This is a genomic window from Halococcus agarilyticus (assembly GCF_000334895.1).
Taxonomy (GTDB): domain Archaea; phylum Halobacteriota; class Halobacteria; order Halobacteriales; family Halococcaceae; genus Halococcus; species Halococcus agarilyticus.
Genome location: NZ_BAFM01000001.1, coordinates 224,596 through 239,189, shown reverse-complemented (window position 1 = coordinate 239,189; position 14,594 = coordinate 224,596). Strand labels below are relative to the sequence as shown.

Genomic DNA, 14,594 nt, shown 5'->3' with positions numbered 1-14,594 from the left:
CCGTTCGACCGCCGGACCCAAAAACGGGACCATCGCGTCGCGTTGCGTGGCGGCCGTGCGCGAGACGACGCTCCGAACGCCGCGCGAGCACGGGGATTTATCATGGACGCACCCGGATGAGGGATCGTATGTCACGGAGTACCCACGCTCCTGATCGAGAAATTCTCCGGCGATGAGGTATCGGTCCGGTCCGACGGCGAGCGGGTCGTGGTCGCGCTCTCCGAGCAGGCACATTCCCTCGACAGGGACGCGGCCGCCGCGCTCCGGGGTGCGCTGGGCGAGGCGCTGACCGAGCGCCGCGAGTACGTCCACACGGTCGGCACTCACCGGGCGGACGGAAGCTACGTGGTCTCGCGCCGCGGCGCGGACTCGTCGGGCCACCGGAAAGTGTTCGACGGGTTCGCCGACCTTCGCGAGTGGTACGCGACGCTGCCAGCGACGTTCACCGCAGCGGACGTCGACGTGCCTGGCGTGACCGGGGGCCGTCGGCACCTGCTCGTGCGCCACGTCGTCGAACACCCCGCCTTCGACTGCACCCTCACCGCTCGTCAGCCGCTCACGGCCGAAAAACGCGGTTCCGAGGAGGCGGGTTGAGACGGCCGGAGAGGTTCACCAGAGATAGCCGCCGACGAGCTGCATCAGGAGCGACTGCCCGAACACCGCCGCGGCGAGCAGCCACCGCTCGCGCTCGTCGGGGGCGATCCGCCGGAGGGCGGCCGCGACCGGGAGCAACAGGAACGGGTAGAGATACATCGCGCCGCGGGCGGTCTCGCCGGTGTGATAGACCCCCGCGGCGAGCAGCGCGACGAACGACCCGATCGCGGTGCCGGCGATCACGAGGGGGTCGCGCTCGCGTGCGTTCTCGGGGAGCCACCCACCACGGCCGAGCACGTCCCGCCGGAGCGCCCGTGCGCCCCGGGCCGCGAGCAGGCAGCAAAACGGGGTGAAGAAGAGCGCGAGCTCGGCGACGTCCTCCAGCCGACTGTAGACGTACCACGCCGGCTTGGCCGTCAGCAGGAACCCGCCGGGGTTCTGCTGGTTCGAGGCGATCGTGAACGAGTGGAGGTAGTCGTAGCCGAGCGCGACGTCGACGAATGCGTAGAACGCGACGAGGCCGAGCACGATCGCGGCGAACGGGACGCGTTTCTCGCGGCGGCGAACGGCGATGGCGGCCAGCACGGGCAAGAGAAAGACGAACAGGAACATCTGAGACGAGACGACAAGCAGACAGACGAATGAACCGACGAGCGCGAGTCGGGATTCGCGCGTGAAAAAGTACACCGCACCGAGCATCAGCGTGGCGATGATCGCGTCAAGCGAGGCGAGGAAGTAGATCTGCACCGCGGGCAGAAGCACGAAAAGAACGGTGACGTACCACGCGACGTCGCGGTCGTAGTACGTCCCGACGAGTCGGTAGAGCAGGAGCGAGGAGGCGGGCAGCGAGACGAGCGCGATGGCGGCCGAAACGAGGGCACGCGACCCGAAGAGCCGGTCGAGCAGCGTGAACGTGAGCACCGCTCCCGGCGGATGGGTTCGCGCGTGGACGACGTACGAGAGCTGGTTCGCCTCGTAGTTCCCGACGAACGCGAGCGGATCCGCAATAGTGGGAGCCAGCTGGTAGTACCCCTGGCGGGTGGCGAGCGGGGCGACGAACCCGTGATCGAACCCGTGGACGAGGTTCGAGAGACCGAGCAAGAGGAGCCCCGCCACGACGACCGGCGCGATCCGGTTCTTCCGCCGACAGCAGTACACGCCCGCCAGCATGAACACGAAGATCGCGGCGGCCGTCGCCCCGATCGCCCACGCCGGTCGAAGACGCCCCAGCCGGAACGTGAAGATGCTGATCGGCCAGTAGGTGGGCGTCGCACCCTGGATCTTGTCGATCAGCCCGCCGTTCGTCCACCGAACGATGACGTTCAATGCGACGACCGTCGTGAGCCCGATCCAGGCGATCGCGAGGAGCTCGCGCCCCGAGAACAGCGATCCCGACTCGTCGACGCTCCCGACCATCGATCGGCGGTGTGCGCGGGGACGGTTAATCGCTTTCGACCCACTTTTTTACTCCTCGGGATCGGCTCACGTCGTTCGCCGACCACTCGTCGCAAAAACCTGGACTAAAAACACCCGCTCGCTCACTGTGTTCGCTCGCGGTAAACCGCGCTCGCTCCACTCGCGCGGATAGTAGCCTTCCCAGCAACCGTTCCGCACCACGCCACGCTCCTCCCCAACCGATTCCTTCGCTCCGTTCGCATTCGCTCACTCCACTCAGTCATCCCTCGCACGAGCGGGCGCGTCTCCGCACCACGACGCGCCCGCCGCGCGCCGACCACCCTCGCTCGGAAGCGGACTTTGCGGTGGAATCAACGCTTTTGCCGGTGGCCCCCCTCGCGGTGGTATGCCGACTCCCCGGCCGAGCACGTTCTCGATCGTCGCGCGCGACCCCGACCAGGACGCGGTGGGCGTCGCGGTCCAGTCGAAGTTCGTCAGCGTGGGCTCGGTGGTCCCGTTCGCGAGCGCCGACGCGGGCGCGATCGCGACCCAGAGCTTCGCGAACGTCGCCTACGGCCCCGACGGCCTCGATCTCCTGCGCGAGGGCCACTCCGCGAGCGAGGTCGTCGAGCGGCTGACCGAGGCCGACGACGACGCGCCCGACCGTCAGGTGGGCGTCGTCGGCCAGGACGGCTCGATCGCGGCGTTCACGGGCGAGGACTGCTTCGCGTACGCGGGCGACATCCAGGGCGAGAACTACACCGTGCAGGGCAACATCCTCGAAAACCCCGACACGCTCGAAGCGATGGCCGAGACCTACGAAACCACCGAGGGCGGGCTGCCCGAGAAGCTCATCGCCGCGCTGCAGGCGGGCAACGAGGCCGGCGGCGACAAGCGCGGCGAGCAGAGCGCGGCACTCTCCGTCGTGAAACCCGAGGGCGGCTACGACGGCGGCAACGACCGCTGGATCGACGTCCGGGTGGACGATCACCACAGTCCAATCGACGAACTCGAACGCGTCTTCCGGCTCTACGACGTCACGCTGCTCGAACGCGAGCCGCCCGCCGAGACCCAAAGCCTCGACGGCGAAACCGCCGAGGCGGTCGCGGCGGCGCTCGGCCAGGCGGGGTTCGACGGCGCGACGCCGGACGGCTCGTTCGACGACGCCGACCGCGAGGCGCTCGAAGCCTTTCGGGGCGCGAACAACTTCGAGAACCACTCGCTTGACCTCGTCGAGGACGCGCTCGCACGCGGCTGGGACGACGCGGAGGGCTCCGGCGAGACCAGGCTCGTGAACGCGGTCTGGCACGGACTCTCGCGACTCGAACGGGCGTGATATTCTCCGGCGGCGGCTAAACACGCCGCTGTAGTCTCTAGCGACGGTACCGACCCTTCCGGGACGACCCCGACTCTAATGAGAGACTGCAGGCCACGCCCTCCCCAACCGACTCCTTCGCTCGCTTCACTCGCTCAGTCATCCCTCGCATGGGTCGCGCGTCTTCGACGCGCTCCCGCGCGCCACCGCACATAGGGACGATCCGAAGACGATCAAATTCGGTCGATAGAGGAACATCTGTCCACGGCAGCCGATCCGGATTGCCGACGACGGGTCAAGGTTCATGACGCGCTCGCCCGTAACCGAGGTATGCGCTCCGAAGAGGAAATCCGCGAGCAGTACGAGTTCCTCGCCGAGGAGCTGGCGGACGAGGAGATGAACCACGAGGGCGTCAGGCAGATGTTCACCTACTACCGCCGCGCCCTCGGGTGGGCGCTCGAAGAGGAGCACATGTAGCCACCGGCCGATAGCGTTAAGTGTGACTGACCGTTGGGTATGAGTGACGCTTCGCTTGGAGGGCCGAAGCGTCAGCGGGGACCAATTCAGGGCGGCAAGCTGCCGACGTGGGCTTTTCTCCCGCGTCGGCCGCTTTCCATCGAACAGAACCGATCAGCCGGGGCTGAATCCACCCCGGAGTCGAGGCGACAGGTATCCCAGCAGCGGCGGCTCTCGGGTTCGTCGATGAACATCAGGTTCGGCGCGCGGTGACTCGGGTGACGGGGAGAGAAACGATCCGTCGCGGACGAGTCGCAAGCACGCTTCGCGGCCCCCACGACCGACACCAGGTTCGCGGTGTCCCGGACACCCCCGGAAGATACAAGACGTTACCACGCTCCATACCAAACCGATAGCTCGTATGTCACGAAAGAACCGATACGATCCGAAACGACGGGACCTGCTGAAGCTCGCCGGCACTGCCGGGCTCGCCCTCACTGCCGGGTGCATCAGCACGACCGACGGTGGCGACGGGAACGACAGCAACGACAGCGGCGGAGCCGACACCGCGACGGAGACCGAAGGCGGAGCCGGCGGCGACACGGCGACCGCTGCGAGCACCGGCGAAGGGTCGGGTGGAGACGCCGGGAACGCGACCGGCGAGGACACCGAAGCGGCGGGCGAGACCGACGGGAGTTCCGGGAACGAGAGCGATGGCGGTGCCGGGGGCTCCGGCCCGTACACCATCGGCATGGTGGACTCACAGACCGGCTCGCTGTCGGCGTTCGGCCAGCGAAACGAGCGCGGGAAGGACCTCGCGCTCGCCGCGGTCAACGAGGTCGGCATCGGCGGACGCGACCTCGAGATCATCGTCGAGGACTCCCAGTCAGAGGCCCAGTCGGGCGTGAGCGCAGCACAGAAACTCGTCAACCAGAACGGCGTCCCGTTCGTGATCGGTGCGGTCGGCTCCGGGGTGTCGCTCGCCATCTACGAGTCGGTGATCCAGGGCACCGACGTGGTCCAGTTGAGCCAGAACTCCACGAGCCCCGATCTGTCCGAGTTCTCGGGCCTGCTCCGGATGTCGCCGACGGGTCGCGTCCAGTCGTCGGCGCTGGCGGACATCATCGCCGAGGACGGCTACGACTCCGTCGCGATCACGTGGATCAACAACGACTACGGCCAGGGGATCACCGACGCGTTCACGAGCGCGTGGGAGGGCGACGTCGCCTACAACCAGTCCCACGACCAGGGCCAGTCGTCGTACTCGTCGGTCGTCTCGGGGATGGCCGACGCCGGCGCGGACGCGTGGCTGTTCATCACCTACCAGCCGGAGTTCACGTCGATGGCCCAGGAGGCGTACTCGAGCGGCTACGAGGCGCAGTTCTACGGTGCGGACTCGGTCAAGGGATCGGACGTCATCGGCAACACGCCCGAGGGGAGCCTCGCCGGAATGAAGATCGTGGCCCCCTCGGCGGCGGTCGATCAGGAGAACTACCAGGCGTTCGCCGAGGACTTCGAGTCGGAGTACGACGCGTCGCCGACCGCGTGGTCCGCCTACGCCTACGACTGCGTGATCACCGCGGCGCTGTCGATCGCGACCGCCGAGGAGTTCACCGGCGCGGCGCTTTCCGAAACCGTTCGCGACGTGACCCGCCCGGAGGGCGAGGAGGCCCTCACCTTCGAGGCGGCGATGAACGCCCTCGGCGAGGACGGCTCCGCCAGCGACATCGACTACCAGGGCGTCTCCGGGCCGATCGACTTCGACGAGAACGGCGATCCGGTGGGGTTCCTCCAGATCTTCACGGTCGAAAACCACGAGTACGTCGCCACGGGCACCATCGAGGGCTGATCCCCGTCGATGTCGGTCCTCGAATACGTCGCGAACGGGTTGGTGTTCAGCAGCATCATCGTCCTCGCGAGCATCGGGCTCTCGCTGGTGTACTCCATCGCGGACTTCGCCAACTTCGCCCACGGCGACACCATGACGATCGGGGCCTACGCCGCGCTCGTGACCTTCGGCTCGGTCGGCGGCCTGGGGATCGCGGTGCTCGGGCTCCCGCTCGGCTTCTTCGTCGCGCTGGCGGTCGGCGTTGCGGTCGCCGCGGTCGTCGCGGTCCTCACCCACAAGCTGGTGTACGAACCGCTCGACGCCGGCTCGATCGGTATGCTGATCACCTCGATCGGGGTGGCGTTCGTCTATCGGGCGGTCGTCCAGCTCGGGTTCGGGACCGACTTCACCGAGTTCGGGGTCCCGATCCTCCGACCGATCGACCCGCTCGTCGATTACGGGATCCGGGTGACGCTCCACGACGTCGCCATCGTCGCGTCGGCGGCGATCCTCGTCGGCACGCTCCACGTTCTCCTCCAGTACACCGACCTCGGTCGGAAGATGCGCGCCACCGCCGACAACCCGAACCTCGCGCGGGTGAGCGGCATCCGGACGAACCGCGTCAAGCTCTGGACGTGGATCATCGGGGCCGGGCTCGCGGGCGCGGGTGGGGTCTTCCTCGGCCTCTACAACCAGCTCTCGCCGCGGATGGGGTTCAACATCCTTCTCGTGGTGTTCGCCGCGGTCATCCTCGGCGGCATCGGCTCCGTCTATGGGGCGATGCTCGGCGGGTTCCTCATCGGCATGGTGAATCAGCTCACCCCGCTGTTGACCGACGTCGGCATCCCGATCGGGATCGAGTACGCGAACGCGCTCGCGTTCGTCATCATGGTCGCGGTGTTGCTCGTCCGTCCCAGCGGGATCGCCGGGGAGGCGGCGACGTGAGCGCACTCACCAGGCCACGGAGCGCCGTCGCCGACCTGACCCGCGCCGAACGGGGCGTCGCTGGCTTCATCGCCGTCGTCTCCCTCCTCCTGCTGTACGGACTGTTCTCGGGCGGGCTCGGGCCCGCGTACTTCCTCTACCTCCTCGGACTGGTCGGGATGTACGTGCTGCTTTCATTCGGCCTGAACGCCCAGTGGGGGTACACGGGACTGATCAACTTCTCGGTCGCCGCGTTCTTCGGGCTCGGAGCCTACGGAACCGCACTGTTGACCGCCGACTCCTCGCCCCTCGCTGGCGGGTTCAACCCCCTGATCGGGCTCGTCGTCGGGCTCGCCCTCGCGGCGGTCGTCGCCGTCCTCATCGGGATCCCGACGCTCCGGCTCCGCGCGGACTACCTCGCCATCGCGTCGCTCGGCCTCGCGGAGGTCGTCCGGCTGATCGTGCTCAACCAGAACGAGTGGACCAACGGGAGCGCGGGCGTTCGATCGATTCCCGGGTTCTTCGAGGGGTGGCCCGTGCTCGAAACGTTCCCCCAGGCGATGCCGGGCATCCGCATCGAAATCATTCCAGGAAGCCCGATCGTGCTCGGCCAGTCGTTCTGGCAGTCGTCGCTCAACGTGGCGCTCGTGACGATCTTCGTCGCCGTCACCTACCTCCTCCTCCGCCGGGTGCATCGCTCGCCGTGGGGCCGGGTCCTCCGGACGATCCGCTCGGACGAGGACCTCGCGGAGGCGCTCGGGAAGAACACCTACGCGTTCAAGATGCAGTCGTTCGTGCTCGGCAGCGTGATCATGGCGCTCGCGGGCGTGTTCTACACCCACCTCAACCTGTTCGTGAGCCCCGGCGACCTCGAACCGATCAACACCTTCTACGTCTGGATCGCGGTCATCCTCGGCGGCAGCGGCTCGAACCGCGGTGCGATCTTCGGCGGGTTCGTCATCGTCGCTATCCAGGAAGGCACCCGATTTCTCGGCAACGCCTTCCCGGCGACGCTGCCGGTCGACCTCCCGAGCGCGCTCGGCGTGATCGAGTCCACCTACGCCACGGTGGTCGGCAACTTCGCGTCGACGCGATTGCTCGTCATCGGACTGCTCATCGTGCTCGTGATGCGGTTCCGTCCCGAAGGTATCCTTCCGCCACAGCGCGAACTCATCTGGCCGGCGGCGCTCGACGACGACACCCCGGCCGGCGGGCGCGCCGCGCCTGGCTCCCATCCGACCGAAACCCCGGCGGACGGGGGGAACGCGGAGGCGGACGAGCCGAGCACGACGGGAGGCGATCGAAGCGCTGGGGGAGACGAACGGCACGCAACGGGGGACGATCGGAGTACGGAGGACGACCGCGATGAGTGAGAGCGAAGGATCGAGGGCGATCCACGACGGCGCGAACCGCGAGAAGTCGGACGTCGTTCTCGACGTCGAGGGACTGCGAAAGACGTTCGGGGGGCTCGTGGCCGCCGACGACGCCTCCTTTACCGTCGAGCGCGGCACGATCACGGGGATGATCGGGCCGAACGGTGCGGGCAAGTCGACGCTGTTCAACCTCGTCACGGGATTCTACGATGCGGATGGGGGCTCGGTGGCGGTCGATGGCACGGACGTGAGCGACCGCAAGCCCCACGAGATCGCCGACCACGGTCTCATTCGGACCTTTCAGACGCCACGGAAGCTGGAGGGGATGACCGTCCGCGAGGCGATGCTGGTCGGAGCCCAGTCCCAGGTCGGCGAGTCCTTTCGTGCGCTGTTCACCGCCGGGGATCGGGTGACCGACCAGGAGCGCGCGACGCTCGCCGACGCCCAGCGCATCCTCGAACAGTTCGAGATCGGCCACCTCGCGACCCAGCCCGCGACCGAGCTTTCCGGGGGGCAGCTGAAGCTGGTCGAGCTCGCCCGCGCGATGCTCGCCGAGCCCGAGATCCTGCTGCTCGACGAGCCGGTCGCCGGCGTCAACCCCACGCTCGCCAACGAGCTCCGCGACCGGATCGCCGCGCTCAACGAAGCGGGCGTCACCTTCCTGATCATCGAACACGACATGGAGTTCATCATGCACCTCGCCGACCCGATCATCGTGCTCGATCAGGGGAGCGTGCTCGTCGAGGGCGCGCCCGAGGCGATCCGCGAGGACGACCGGGTGATCGACGCCTATCTCGGCGGGGGCGGATAGATGACCTCACCTATCCTCGCCGTCGAGAACGTCGACAGCGGCTACGGCGACGTCCAGGTGCTCGACGATCTCTCCTTGACGCTCGACGCCGACGGGATCGCCTGTCTGATCGGTCCCAACGGGGCCGGGAAGTCCACAGTCTTGCGAACGGTGTTCGGGCTGTTGACGCCGTGGCGCGGCGCGGTCAGGTATCACGGCGACGAGATCGGCGGGATGGCCCCCGAGGACATCGTTCGGGCGGGGATCGGCTACGTGCCCCAGACCCAGAACGTGTTCGGCTCGCTCACCGTCGAGGAGAACCTCCGGATGGGCGGGACTGCCCGCGACGACGACCTCGGCCCGGTGATCGACGAGCTCTACGACCGCTTTTCGATCGTCTCGGAGAAGCGAAGCGCGAAGGCTCGCACCCTCTCGGGAGGTCAGCGCCAGGTGCTCGCGTTCGCGCGCGCCCTCGTGATGGAGCCCGACGTCCTGCTCGTCGACGAACCCTCCGCCGGGCTCGCGCCCAACACCGCCGACGAGGTGTTCGCCGACGTCGAGGCGGTCAACGCGATGGGCACGGCGATCTTGATGGTCGAGCAGAACGCGCGCAAGGCGCTCTCGATCGCCGAGCGGGGGTACGTCCTCGACCAGGGATCGGTCGCGTACGCCGACGACGCCGATACGCTCCTCGACAACCCCGAGGTCTCGGAGCTGTACCTCGGCGGCTGATCGGGTCGCGAGCGGACTCGCGGAGCGTCGTCCATCGAACGGCCCACCACGGTGGGTGTCGACCGTGACGGCTGGCAAGACGATCCACTGCGCGATGGTGACGCCGGCGCTCGTATCCGTTCACGGTAGACCATACCGTGACGCACGTCTCGCAAGGTTGATGGTAATGTCGAGTCTGATACGAGCACGGCGACCGAGAATCGAACCGCCACGAACACGATTCGTGGCCCGGATTCTCGGTGGCTTCGTCCTCCTCGATGACGGACAGTTCCGTCATGTTTATGATAATCAAACACATACTGTCCGATGGGACATGCACGACCTCACCGGCTTCCAGCGCGACCTGCTGTACACCATCGCGGGCCAGGACGAGCCACACGGTCTCGCGGTCAAGGACGAACTCGAGGAGTACTACGAGACCGAGATCCACCACGGCCGGCTGTACCCGAACCTCGACACGCTCGTCGAGAAGGGACTCGTCGAGAAGGGGCAGCTCGACCGGCGGACCAACTACTACGACCTCACTCGACGAGGGCGGCGCGAGATCGAGGCGAGACGCGAGTGGGAGTCACAGTACGTCGACGTCTGATGCAAGAGTTGCGCGAACCACAACGAATTAGTTAAGAACCCGGCCCGCCCGGCTGCGACATGGACCGCGCTACTGCGGAGCCGCGCGTCCGGGGGTTCCCGGGCGAGCGCGCGAGGGACTGGGTCGATCGCCAGCACCGCGTCGCCGCGCCGAGCACCCACGTCTACGAGTTCGTCTGGGACCCGACCGCCCCCGCTGACGGCCCGTTCTGCACCGACGTCGACGGCAACGTCCTGATGGATTTCACCTGTCACGTCGGGGCCGCACCGCTCGGGTACAACAACCCCAAGATCATGGAGCCGATGGCGGAGTTCGATCTCGTGGATCCACTGAAGATCGCGGGTCACGACTTTTATGTGGGATCGGGACCGGCCGACGATCCCGACTTCCCGGGGCCGGCGGGACTGATGGAGCGACTGACCGACATCACCGGCGAGTACGGGATGGACAGGGTCTTTCTGTCGAACTCCGGCGCGGAGGCGGTCGAGAACGCGATCAAGATCTGCTACGACGGCGGGGGCTCCTACGGCATCACCTTCGAGGGCGCGTTCCACGGCCGAACGCTCGGCGCGCTCTCGCTCAACCGCTCGAAACAGGTCTACCGCCACGACTTTCCCGAAATTGCGGGAATCCACGACGTGCCGTTCTGCCGCGATCGATCCTGTGACGCCGACTCCTGCTCGTGTGGTTTCTTCGCCGGTGACACCTCACAGCTCCGCCGGATGCTGAGTGAGGCCGCCGGCTCGGTCGCGCCCGATGAGGTCGCCTACCTTATCATGGAACCGATCCAGGGCGAGGGCGGGTACTACCCGCCGAGCGAGGCGTTCGCGTCGGAGGTCGCCGCTGTCTGCGAGGAGTACGACATCGCGCTGGTGGCCGACGAGATCCAGTCGGGAATGGGACGAACGGGTGAGTGGTGGGGTGCGGATCACTACCCGATCGAGCCCGACGTCATCACCGCCGCGAAGGGGCTTCGTGTGGGAGCGACGATCTCCCGGTCGGACGTCTTCCCCGAGGAGGAGGGCCGGCTCTCCTCGACGTGGGGCGCGGGCGACATCCTCTCCTCGATGCAGGGCGCGCTCACGATCGACGCCATCCGGGAACACGATCTCCTCGCGAACGCCACCAAGCGGGGTCGCCAGTTCGTCGAGCGCGTCGTCGACGCCGACCCCGAACCCGTGATCGACGTGCGCGGCACGGGCCTGATGCTGGCGCTCGAGTTCGACACTCCCGAGCAGCGTGACGGCGCGCTCGAACGCGCGTTCGAGCAGGGGCTGCTCACGCTGGCCTGCGGTCACAAGACCCTCCGCATCCTCCCGCCGCTCGACGTCACCGAGCGCGAGATCGACCTCGGCGCGACCCTACTACTCGACGCGATCCGGGAGTAGGCTCAGACGATCTCGTTGTCCCGAAGGAGGTCGGCGAGCACGTGGACGTAGAGTATCGCGCCCGTCAGAACGCCGAGCCGTCGGTCGATCCGTCCCGTGAGCACGGTGAGGGGACCGGCAATGACGACGTGACTCAATAGTCGGAGCTTCGCCATCTCGCCGGTGCCCGCGAACATGCTGTCCTGCTCGAAGAACACCCGCTTCGGGTCCCGGAGGCAGTTCCGGACGTGCCGCCAGTCGCCGACGCGGAGCCTGGCGAGCACGAAGTGATCGAGGTCGATCAGTACGCCGAGCCCGAGTCCGTAACCCGCGAGCGCCGCTCGTTGACGCGGGGAGTAGCGATCGCCGATCGCCGCGAGTACCCGCCCGACCACCGGAACGCTCAGCAGGAAGTGTTCGCCGGAGTTCATTCGTTCCTTCCATCGTCTCGGCAGACTACGGGTGTTTCGGTGTTCGGCCGACGGCCTCGCTGGGCCGTGGCGGACCGCTGGACGGTGTGGGGGATCGACAGATCGAGGGGACCAGCATGGGCAGACGGGGGCTCTTCCGCTTTGGTTTTCGGTTCCTTTTCCAGCCGAGACGGTTTCGCTGTCGTGAGTTCTGAGTCATTCCCGCCGGCACTGGTGACACAGTCCGTCTTCGAGATACACCGATAGCACCGAATCACCGCAACTGCTGCATTCTCGAGTCAAGTCATCGCCGTCCTTTGGATCGGTTTCTGACATGGTTTCGGAGCGATGTTTTACAAACGATCGGTGTCGCCGAAAACGAGTTCAGTTTCGACGAGATGCTCGCACGCGCGCCGGAACCGTTCGGAGAGCGCCTGATGGCTGATGCCGAGGTCCGCTGCGAGTTCGTTCGCCGTGGCGTCCCGCGGAACGTTGTAATAGCCGGCCTCGAACGCCGTGACGAGCGCCTCTCGCTGCTCGTCGCTCAGCCCGGCGTGGCTCGTCCCCTCGCCGTCGAAGGCTGAAACCATCCGGCACTCGGCTGCACAGTCGAGATCGTCGAGGACGTCGTGGGCCTCGGCGACCCCGTCCCGATCGGCGGCCAGCACTCTGAGCTTCCACCGGCCGCCCCGCCCTCGCATCGACAGGAGCGTGACGTCCGCGGCGACGAGCCGCCGAATGATCCGGCGAGGACGCCCCGCCCACGTCACTCGGTACGTCCAGCCGTCCGCACGCTCGCCGAACCGCTCGGCCGCCCCGACGCCCGGATCGGATCGAACCCCGGCGTCGACCGACCGCTCGTGCCCGTCGGCCCGCACCACCAGCAGGGCGTGGTCGTCGGGGTTGGCGACCGCGGGTTCACACTCGACGCGCGCGTCGGACACGCGCTCGAACAGGTCGGCGAGCGCGAACTTCTCGGCCGGGATGGCGAACCGCGCGGTGCTCGCGCTCGTGGACGCCGAGAGGGACTGCGGTTCCGGTGGGCTCACTGTCCCGACACGTTCAGTCATTGGTGTGGCGAGGCGAGTGGGCCTCGCGGACCTCGGCTCCTTCGCGGAGTTTGTCCTCGCACTGCGGACAGACGCGCACGCCGTGTATCCCGGGTGGTGCGAACACCCGCGCGTACTGGTCGGTCACGAACGACTCGCAGTTCTGGCAGTATGGCATGCGATCTTCCTCCCAACGTGGGTACTTTCGCCGTCGGGAAGGTACTGAGACATGGGTGTCAAGGCCGATCTTCCGTGTCGGCTTCGCCTACTGTCGGCCGACAGTCGTCTCGTGTCGACACCGGGGCCGTCGGGTACTCGTCCGTCTCGACATCCATGCAGGCCACCCATGTTTCGCCTCCCCGTCAGCACGGCCCACTATGGACGCCGAAGGGCACGACCTCGCGGACGAGCCGAACCACGTCGAGACCGCGCTCGGTGGGTTTTTCCCCGGTCCGTGAAGCTGTCGGACGGTAGTCCGTGCCGTTCACCGTCGACCACGATCCGCCGAGCATCGTGACGCAACGAAAACCGGCGAACCGCATCGGTTCACTCGGCGTCGGAACCCGCAGTCAGCGACGCCGCGACGAGTTTGGTCATCCCCCGGCGCATCCGTTCGTTGACCGCCTGGTCCGAGATGTCGAGCTCGTCGGCGAGCTCCACGAGGTTGGTCTCGCGGGGAATCGAGAAGTACCCCCCTTCGAGCGCCAGCAACAGCGTCTCGCGCTGGGCGGGCGTCAGTCCCGAGACGTCGGTTTCGGGGTCGTCGGGGTTGTACATCCGCCGGAGCTCGAAGGTGACGTCCGACTCGCCGAGAGTCGTCCGGAACGTCGAGACGCTGGTATCGTCTGGAAAGCGGAGCTGGAACTCCCAGCGGTCGTTCGTGCCGATCGCTTCGAGGATCGCCGCATCGTGCTCGATGATGCTCCGGACGAGACCGTTGATATCGGGGACCCACTCGACGCGGAACAGGGTTCTGCTGTCGAGTTCGTCGAGCATCCGGACGCCGATGACGTCCTCGTCGGCTTCGAGGGTGGTTTCGAGCGCCGCGGGGTCGGCGTCGTGCGCCCAGAAAAACGGGACGACCGCGTCGGTGGTCGGCACCATGCGTTCGAGTTCGAACTGCGTGCTCTCGATGCTCTCGAGCGATCGACCGAGCGCGAACTCCGCCGCCGGCACCGCGATTTCGATGATGACGCTCACACTCCCTCCCTGTTCGTACGTACTCGCCAGTGGTCCATGCGTAAATCAGCTCCCCTCCCGACAGTTCGTTCGATCCGGCTCACGTCTGCTGGTGGTCGCCGTTGGAACGGACGTATCAAGTAACGCTGGCTTTGAGATCCAAGCCGTTCATATCGGGCGCAGACACCGACGGGGCTGCTCGTCGCGGTTCCCTTCCACGTCTCCTCACTCGATCAGTCGGTGCCTGTCGGCGATCTCCGAGACCTCGACGGTGTAATCCGGGTCGGCGGGACGCGGCGAGCGGACGTTGTACGCGCCCTCGATCGAGACGTTCGCGTCACGCGCCTCGGCGACGAGTCGGTCGAGTCCGGCGACGAACTCTGCTTCGGTCATGCGGCCGTTCCGCGGGCCTGATGATGTCATCGGTGGGTCCTCCGGTGTGAAGTCGTGCTGGAACACGGAGGTTCCACATGAGAGGATCACGGCACCGAGCGGCACCCGGCACTGTGAAACAGGGATCGTGTTCGGAGTCGTGCTTCGTGTCTTCCTTACTGTCCCTCGTGGGATAAACCTTCCAACTGGATGTCCATGTG

The 14,594-nt window shown here is 67.0% G+C and carries 16 protein-coding genes; 10 read left to right on the top strand and 6 right to left on the bottom strand.

From position 1 onward, the window contains the following. Positions 1–207 precede the first annotated feature (207 nt). Complete coding sequence (locus TX76_RS01095; RefSeq protein WP_049898439.1) at positions 208–594, top strand: DUF7528 family protein; 387 nt, start codon at positions 208–210, stop codon at positions 592–594. A 15-nt stretch (positions 595–609) separates the two neighbouring features. Here TX76_RS01095 and TX76_RS01090 read toward each other — a convergent pair whose 3' ends face one another. Next, complete coding sequence (locus TX76_RS01090; RefSeq protein WP_049898436.1) at positions 610–2,010, bottom strand: hypothetical protein; 1,401 nt, start codon at positions 2,008–2,010, stop codon at positions 610–612. Between the two features lie 385 nt (positions 2,011–2,395). Between TX76_RS01090 and TX76_RS01085 the strand changes: the two genes are divergently transcribed. The 9 genes from TX76_RS01085 to TX76_RS01050 all read left to right on the top strand — a co-directional run bounded on the left by TX76_RS01085 (position 2,396) and on the right by TX76_RS01050 (position 11,384). Beyond that, positions 2,396–3,325 carry a DUF1028 domain-containing protein gene (locus TX76_RS01085; protein ID WP_049898435.1) on the top strand — a complete coding sequence of 310 codons (930 nt, stop codon included), beginning with the start codon at positions 2,396–2,398 and terminating at the stop codon, positions 3,323–3,325. Between the two features lie 309 nt (positions 3,326–3,634). Next, the gene (locus TX76_RS17920) at positions 3,635–3,781 is read left to right on the top strand and encodes a hypothetical protein (protein ID WP_195155971.1); all 147 of its coding nucleotides are present in this window, start codon (positions 3,635–3,637) and stop codon (positions 3,779–3,781) included. Between the two features lie 400 nt (positions 3,782–4,181). Then, the gene (locus TX76_RS01080) at positions 4,182–5,609 is read left to right on the top strand and encodes an ABC transporter substrate-binding protein (RefSeq protein WP_049898434.1); all 1,428 of its coding nucleotides are present in this window, start codon (positions 4,182–4,184) and stop codon (positions 5,607–5,609) included. 9 nt (positions 5,610–5,618) lie between these two features. After that, entirely contained in the window at positions 5,619–6,533 is a 915-nt protein-coding gene (locus TX76_RS01075; protein ID WP_049898432.1) for a branched-chain amino acid ABC transporter permease, read from the top strand. Continuing rightward, positions 6,530–7,885, top strand: a complete 1,356-nt coding sequence (locus TX76_RS01070) for a branched-chain amino acid ABC transporter permease (protein WP_079890711.1) — start codon at positions 6,530–6,532, stop codon at positions 7,883–7,885. The genes TX76_RS01075 and TX76_RS01070 overlap by 4 nt, the downstream gene beginning before the upstream one ends. Next, a complete protein-coding gene (locus TX76_RS17915) occupies positions 7,878–8,696 on the top strand; it encodes an ABC transporter ATP-binding protein (RefSeq protein ID WP_049898430.1) in 819 nt (272 codons plus the stop codon). Before TX76_RS01070 ends, TX76_RS17915 begins: the two co-directional genes overlap by 8 nt. Further along, the gene (locus TX76_RS17910) at positions 8,697–9,407 is read left to right on the top strand and encodes an ABC transporter ATP-binding protein (RefSeq protein ID WP_049898428.1); all 711 of its coding nucleotides are present in this window, start codon (positions 8,697–8,699) and stop codon (positions 9,405–9,407) included. It abuts the gene before it with no gap. Between the two features lie 313 nt (positions 9,408–9,720). Beyond that, positions 9,721–9,996, top strand: coding sequence for a PadR family transcriptional regulator (locus tag TX76_RS01055; protein WP_049898426.1), 276 nt, complete (start codon positions 9,721–9,723; stop codon positions 9,994–9,996). Positions 9,997–10,055: 59 nt separating this feature from the next. Next, positions 10,056–11,384, top strand: coding sequence for a class-III pyridoxal-phosphate-dependent aminotransferase (locus TX76_RS01050; RefSeq protein ID WP_049898425.1), 1,329 nt, complete (start codon positions 10,056–10,058; stop codon positions 11,382–11,384). Positions 11,385–11,386: 2 nt separating this feature from the next. On the opposite strand, the gene TX76_RS01045 is transcribed toward TX76_RS01050, so the two are convergent. From TX76_RS01045 to TX76_RS17400, 5 genes are all read right to left on the bottom strand, one after another. Then, positions 11,387–11,794, bottom strand: a complete 408-nt coding sequence (locus TX76_RS01045) for a hypothetical protein (protein WP_049898423.1) — start codon at positions 11,792–11,794, stop codon at positions 11,387–11,389. 332 nt (positions 11,795–12,126) lie between these two features. After that, positions 12,127–12,822: a helix-turn-helix domain-containing protein gene (locus tag TX76_RS01040; RefSeq protein ID WP_228842275.1), complete on the bottom strand. Its 696-nt coding sequence runs from the start codon at positions 12,820–12,822 to the stop codon at positions 12,127–12,129. Positions 12,823–12,835: 13 nt separating this feature from the next. Then, positions 12,836–13,000: a DUF7563 family protein gene (locus TX76_RS17905; protein WP_195155970.1), complete on the bottom strand. Its 165-nt coding sequence runs from the start codon at positions 12,998–13,000 to the stop codon at positions 12,836–12,838. Between the two features lie 368 nt (positions 13,001–13,368). Further along, the gene (locus TX76_RS01035; protein ID WP_049898419.1) at positions 13,369–14,022 is read right to left on the bottom strand and encodes a helix-turn-helix domain-containing protein; all 654 of its coding nucleotides are present in this window, start codon (positions 14,020–14,022) and stop codon (positions 13,369–13,371) included. A 204-nt stretch (positions 14,023–14,226) separates the two neighbouring features. Next, positions 14,227–14,394 (bottom strand): hypothetical protein, encoded by a 168-nt coding sequence (locus TX76_RS17400; protein WP_154018966.1) that lies wholly within the window; start codon positions 14,392–14,394, stop codon positions 14,227–14,229. Between the last annotated feature and the right edge of the window lie 200 nt (positions 14,395–14,594).

Coding starts and splice junctions, on each gene's coding strand:
- TX76_RS01090 (WP_049898436.1), bottom strand. CDS start 2,010: ATGGTCGGGAGCGTCGACGAGTCGGGATCGCTGTTCTCGGGGCGCGAG.
- TX76_RS01085 (WP_049898435.1), top strand. CDS start 2,396: ATGCCGACTCCCCGGCCGAGCACGTTCTCGATCGTCGCGCGCGACCCC.
- TX76_RS17920 (WP_195155971.1), top strand. CDS start 3,635: ATGCGCTCCGAAGAGGAAATCCGCGAGCAGTACGAGTTCCTCGCCGAG.
- TX76_RS01080 (WP_049898434.1), top strand. CDS start 4,182: ATGTCACGAAAGAACCGATACGATCCGAAACGACGGGACCTGCTGAAG.
- TX76_RS01075 (WP_049898432.1), top strand. CDS start 5,619: ATGTCGGTCCTCGAATACGTCGCGAACGGGTTGGTGTTCAGCAGCATC.
- TX76_RS17915 (WP_049898430.1), top strand. CDS start 7,878: ATGAGTGAGAGCGAAGGATCGAGGGCGATCCACGACGGCGCGAACCGC.
- TX76_RS17910 (WP_049898428.1), top strand. CDS start 8,697: ATGACCTCACCTATCCTCGCCGTCGAGAACGTCGACAGCGGCTACGGC.
- TX76_RS01055 (WP_049898426.1), top strand. CDS start 9,721: ATGCACGACCTCACCGGCTTCCAGCGCGACCTGCTGTACACCATCGCG.
- TX76_RS01050 (WP_049898425.1), top strand. CDS start 10,056: ATGGACCGCGCTACTGCGGAGCCGCGCGTCCGGGGGTTCCCGGGCGAG.
- TX76_RS01045 (WP_049898423.1), bottom strand. CDS start 11,794: ATGAACTCCGGCGAACACTTCCTGCTGAGCGTTCCGGTGGTCGGGCGG.
- TX76_RS17905 (WP_195155970.1), bottom strand. CDS start 13,000: ATGCCATACTGCCAGAACTGCGAGTCGTTCGTGACCGACCAGTACGCG.
- TX76_RS17400 (WP_154018966.1), bottom strand. CDS start 14,394: ATGACCGAAGCAGAGTTCGTCGCCGGACTCGACCGACTCGTCGCCGAG.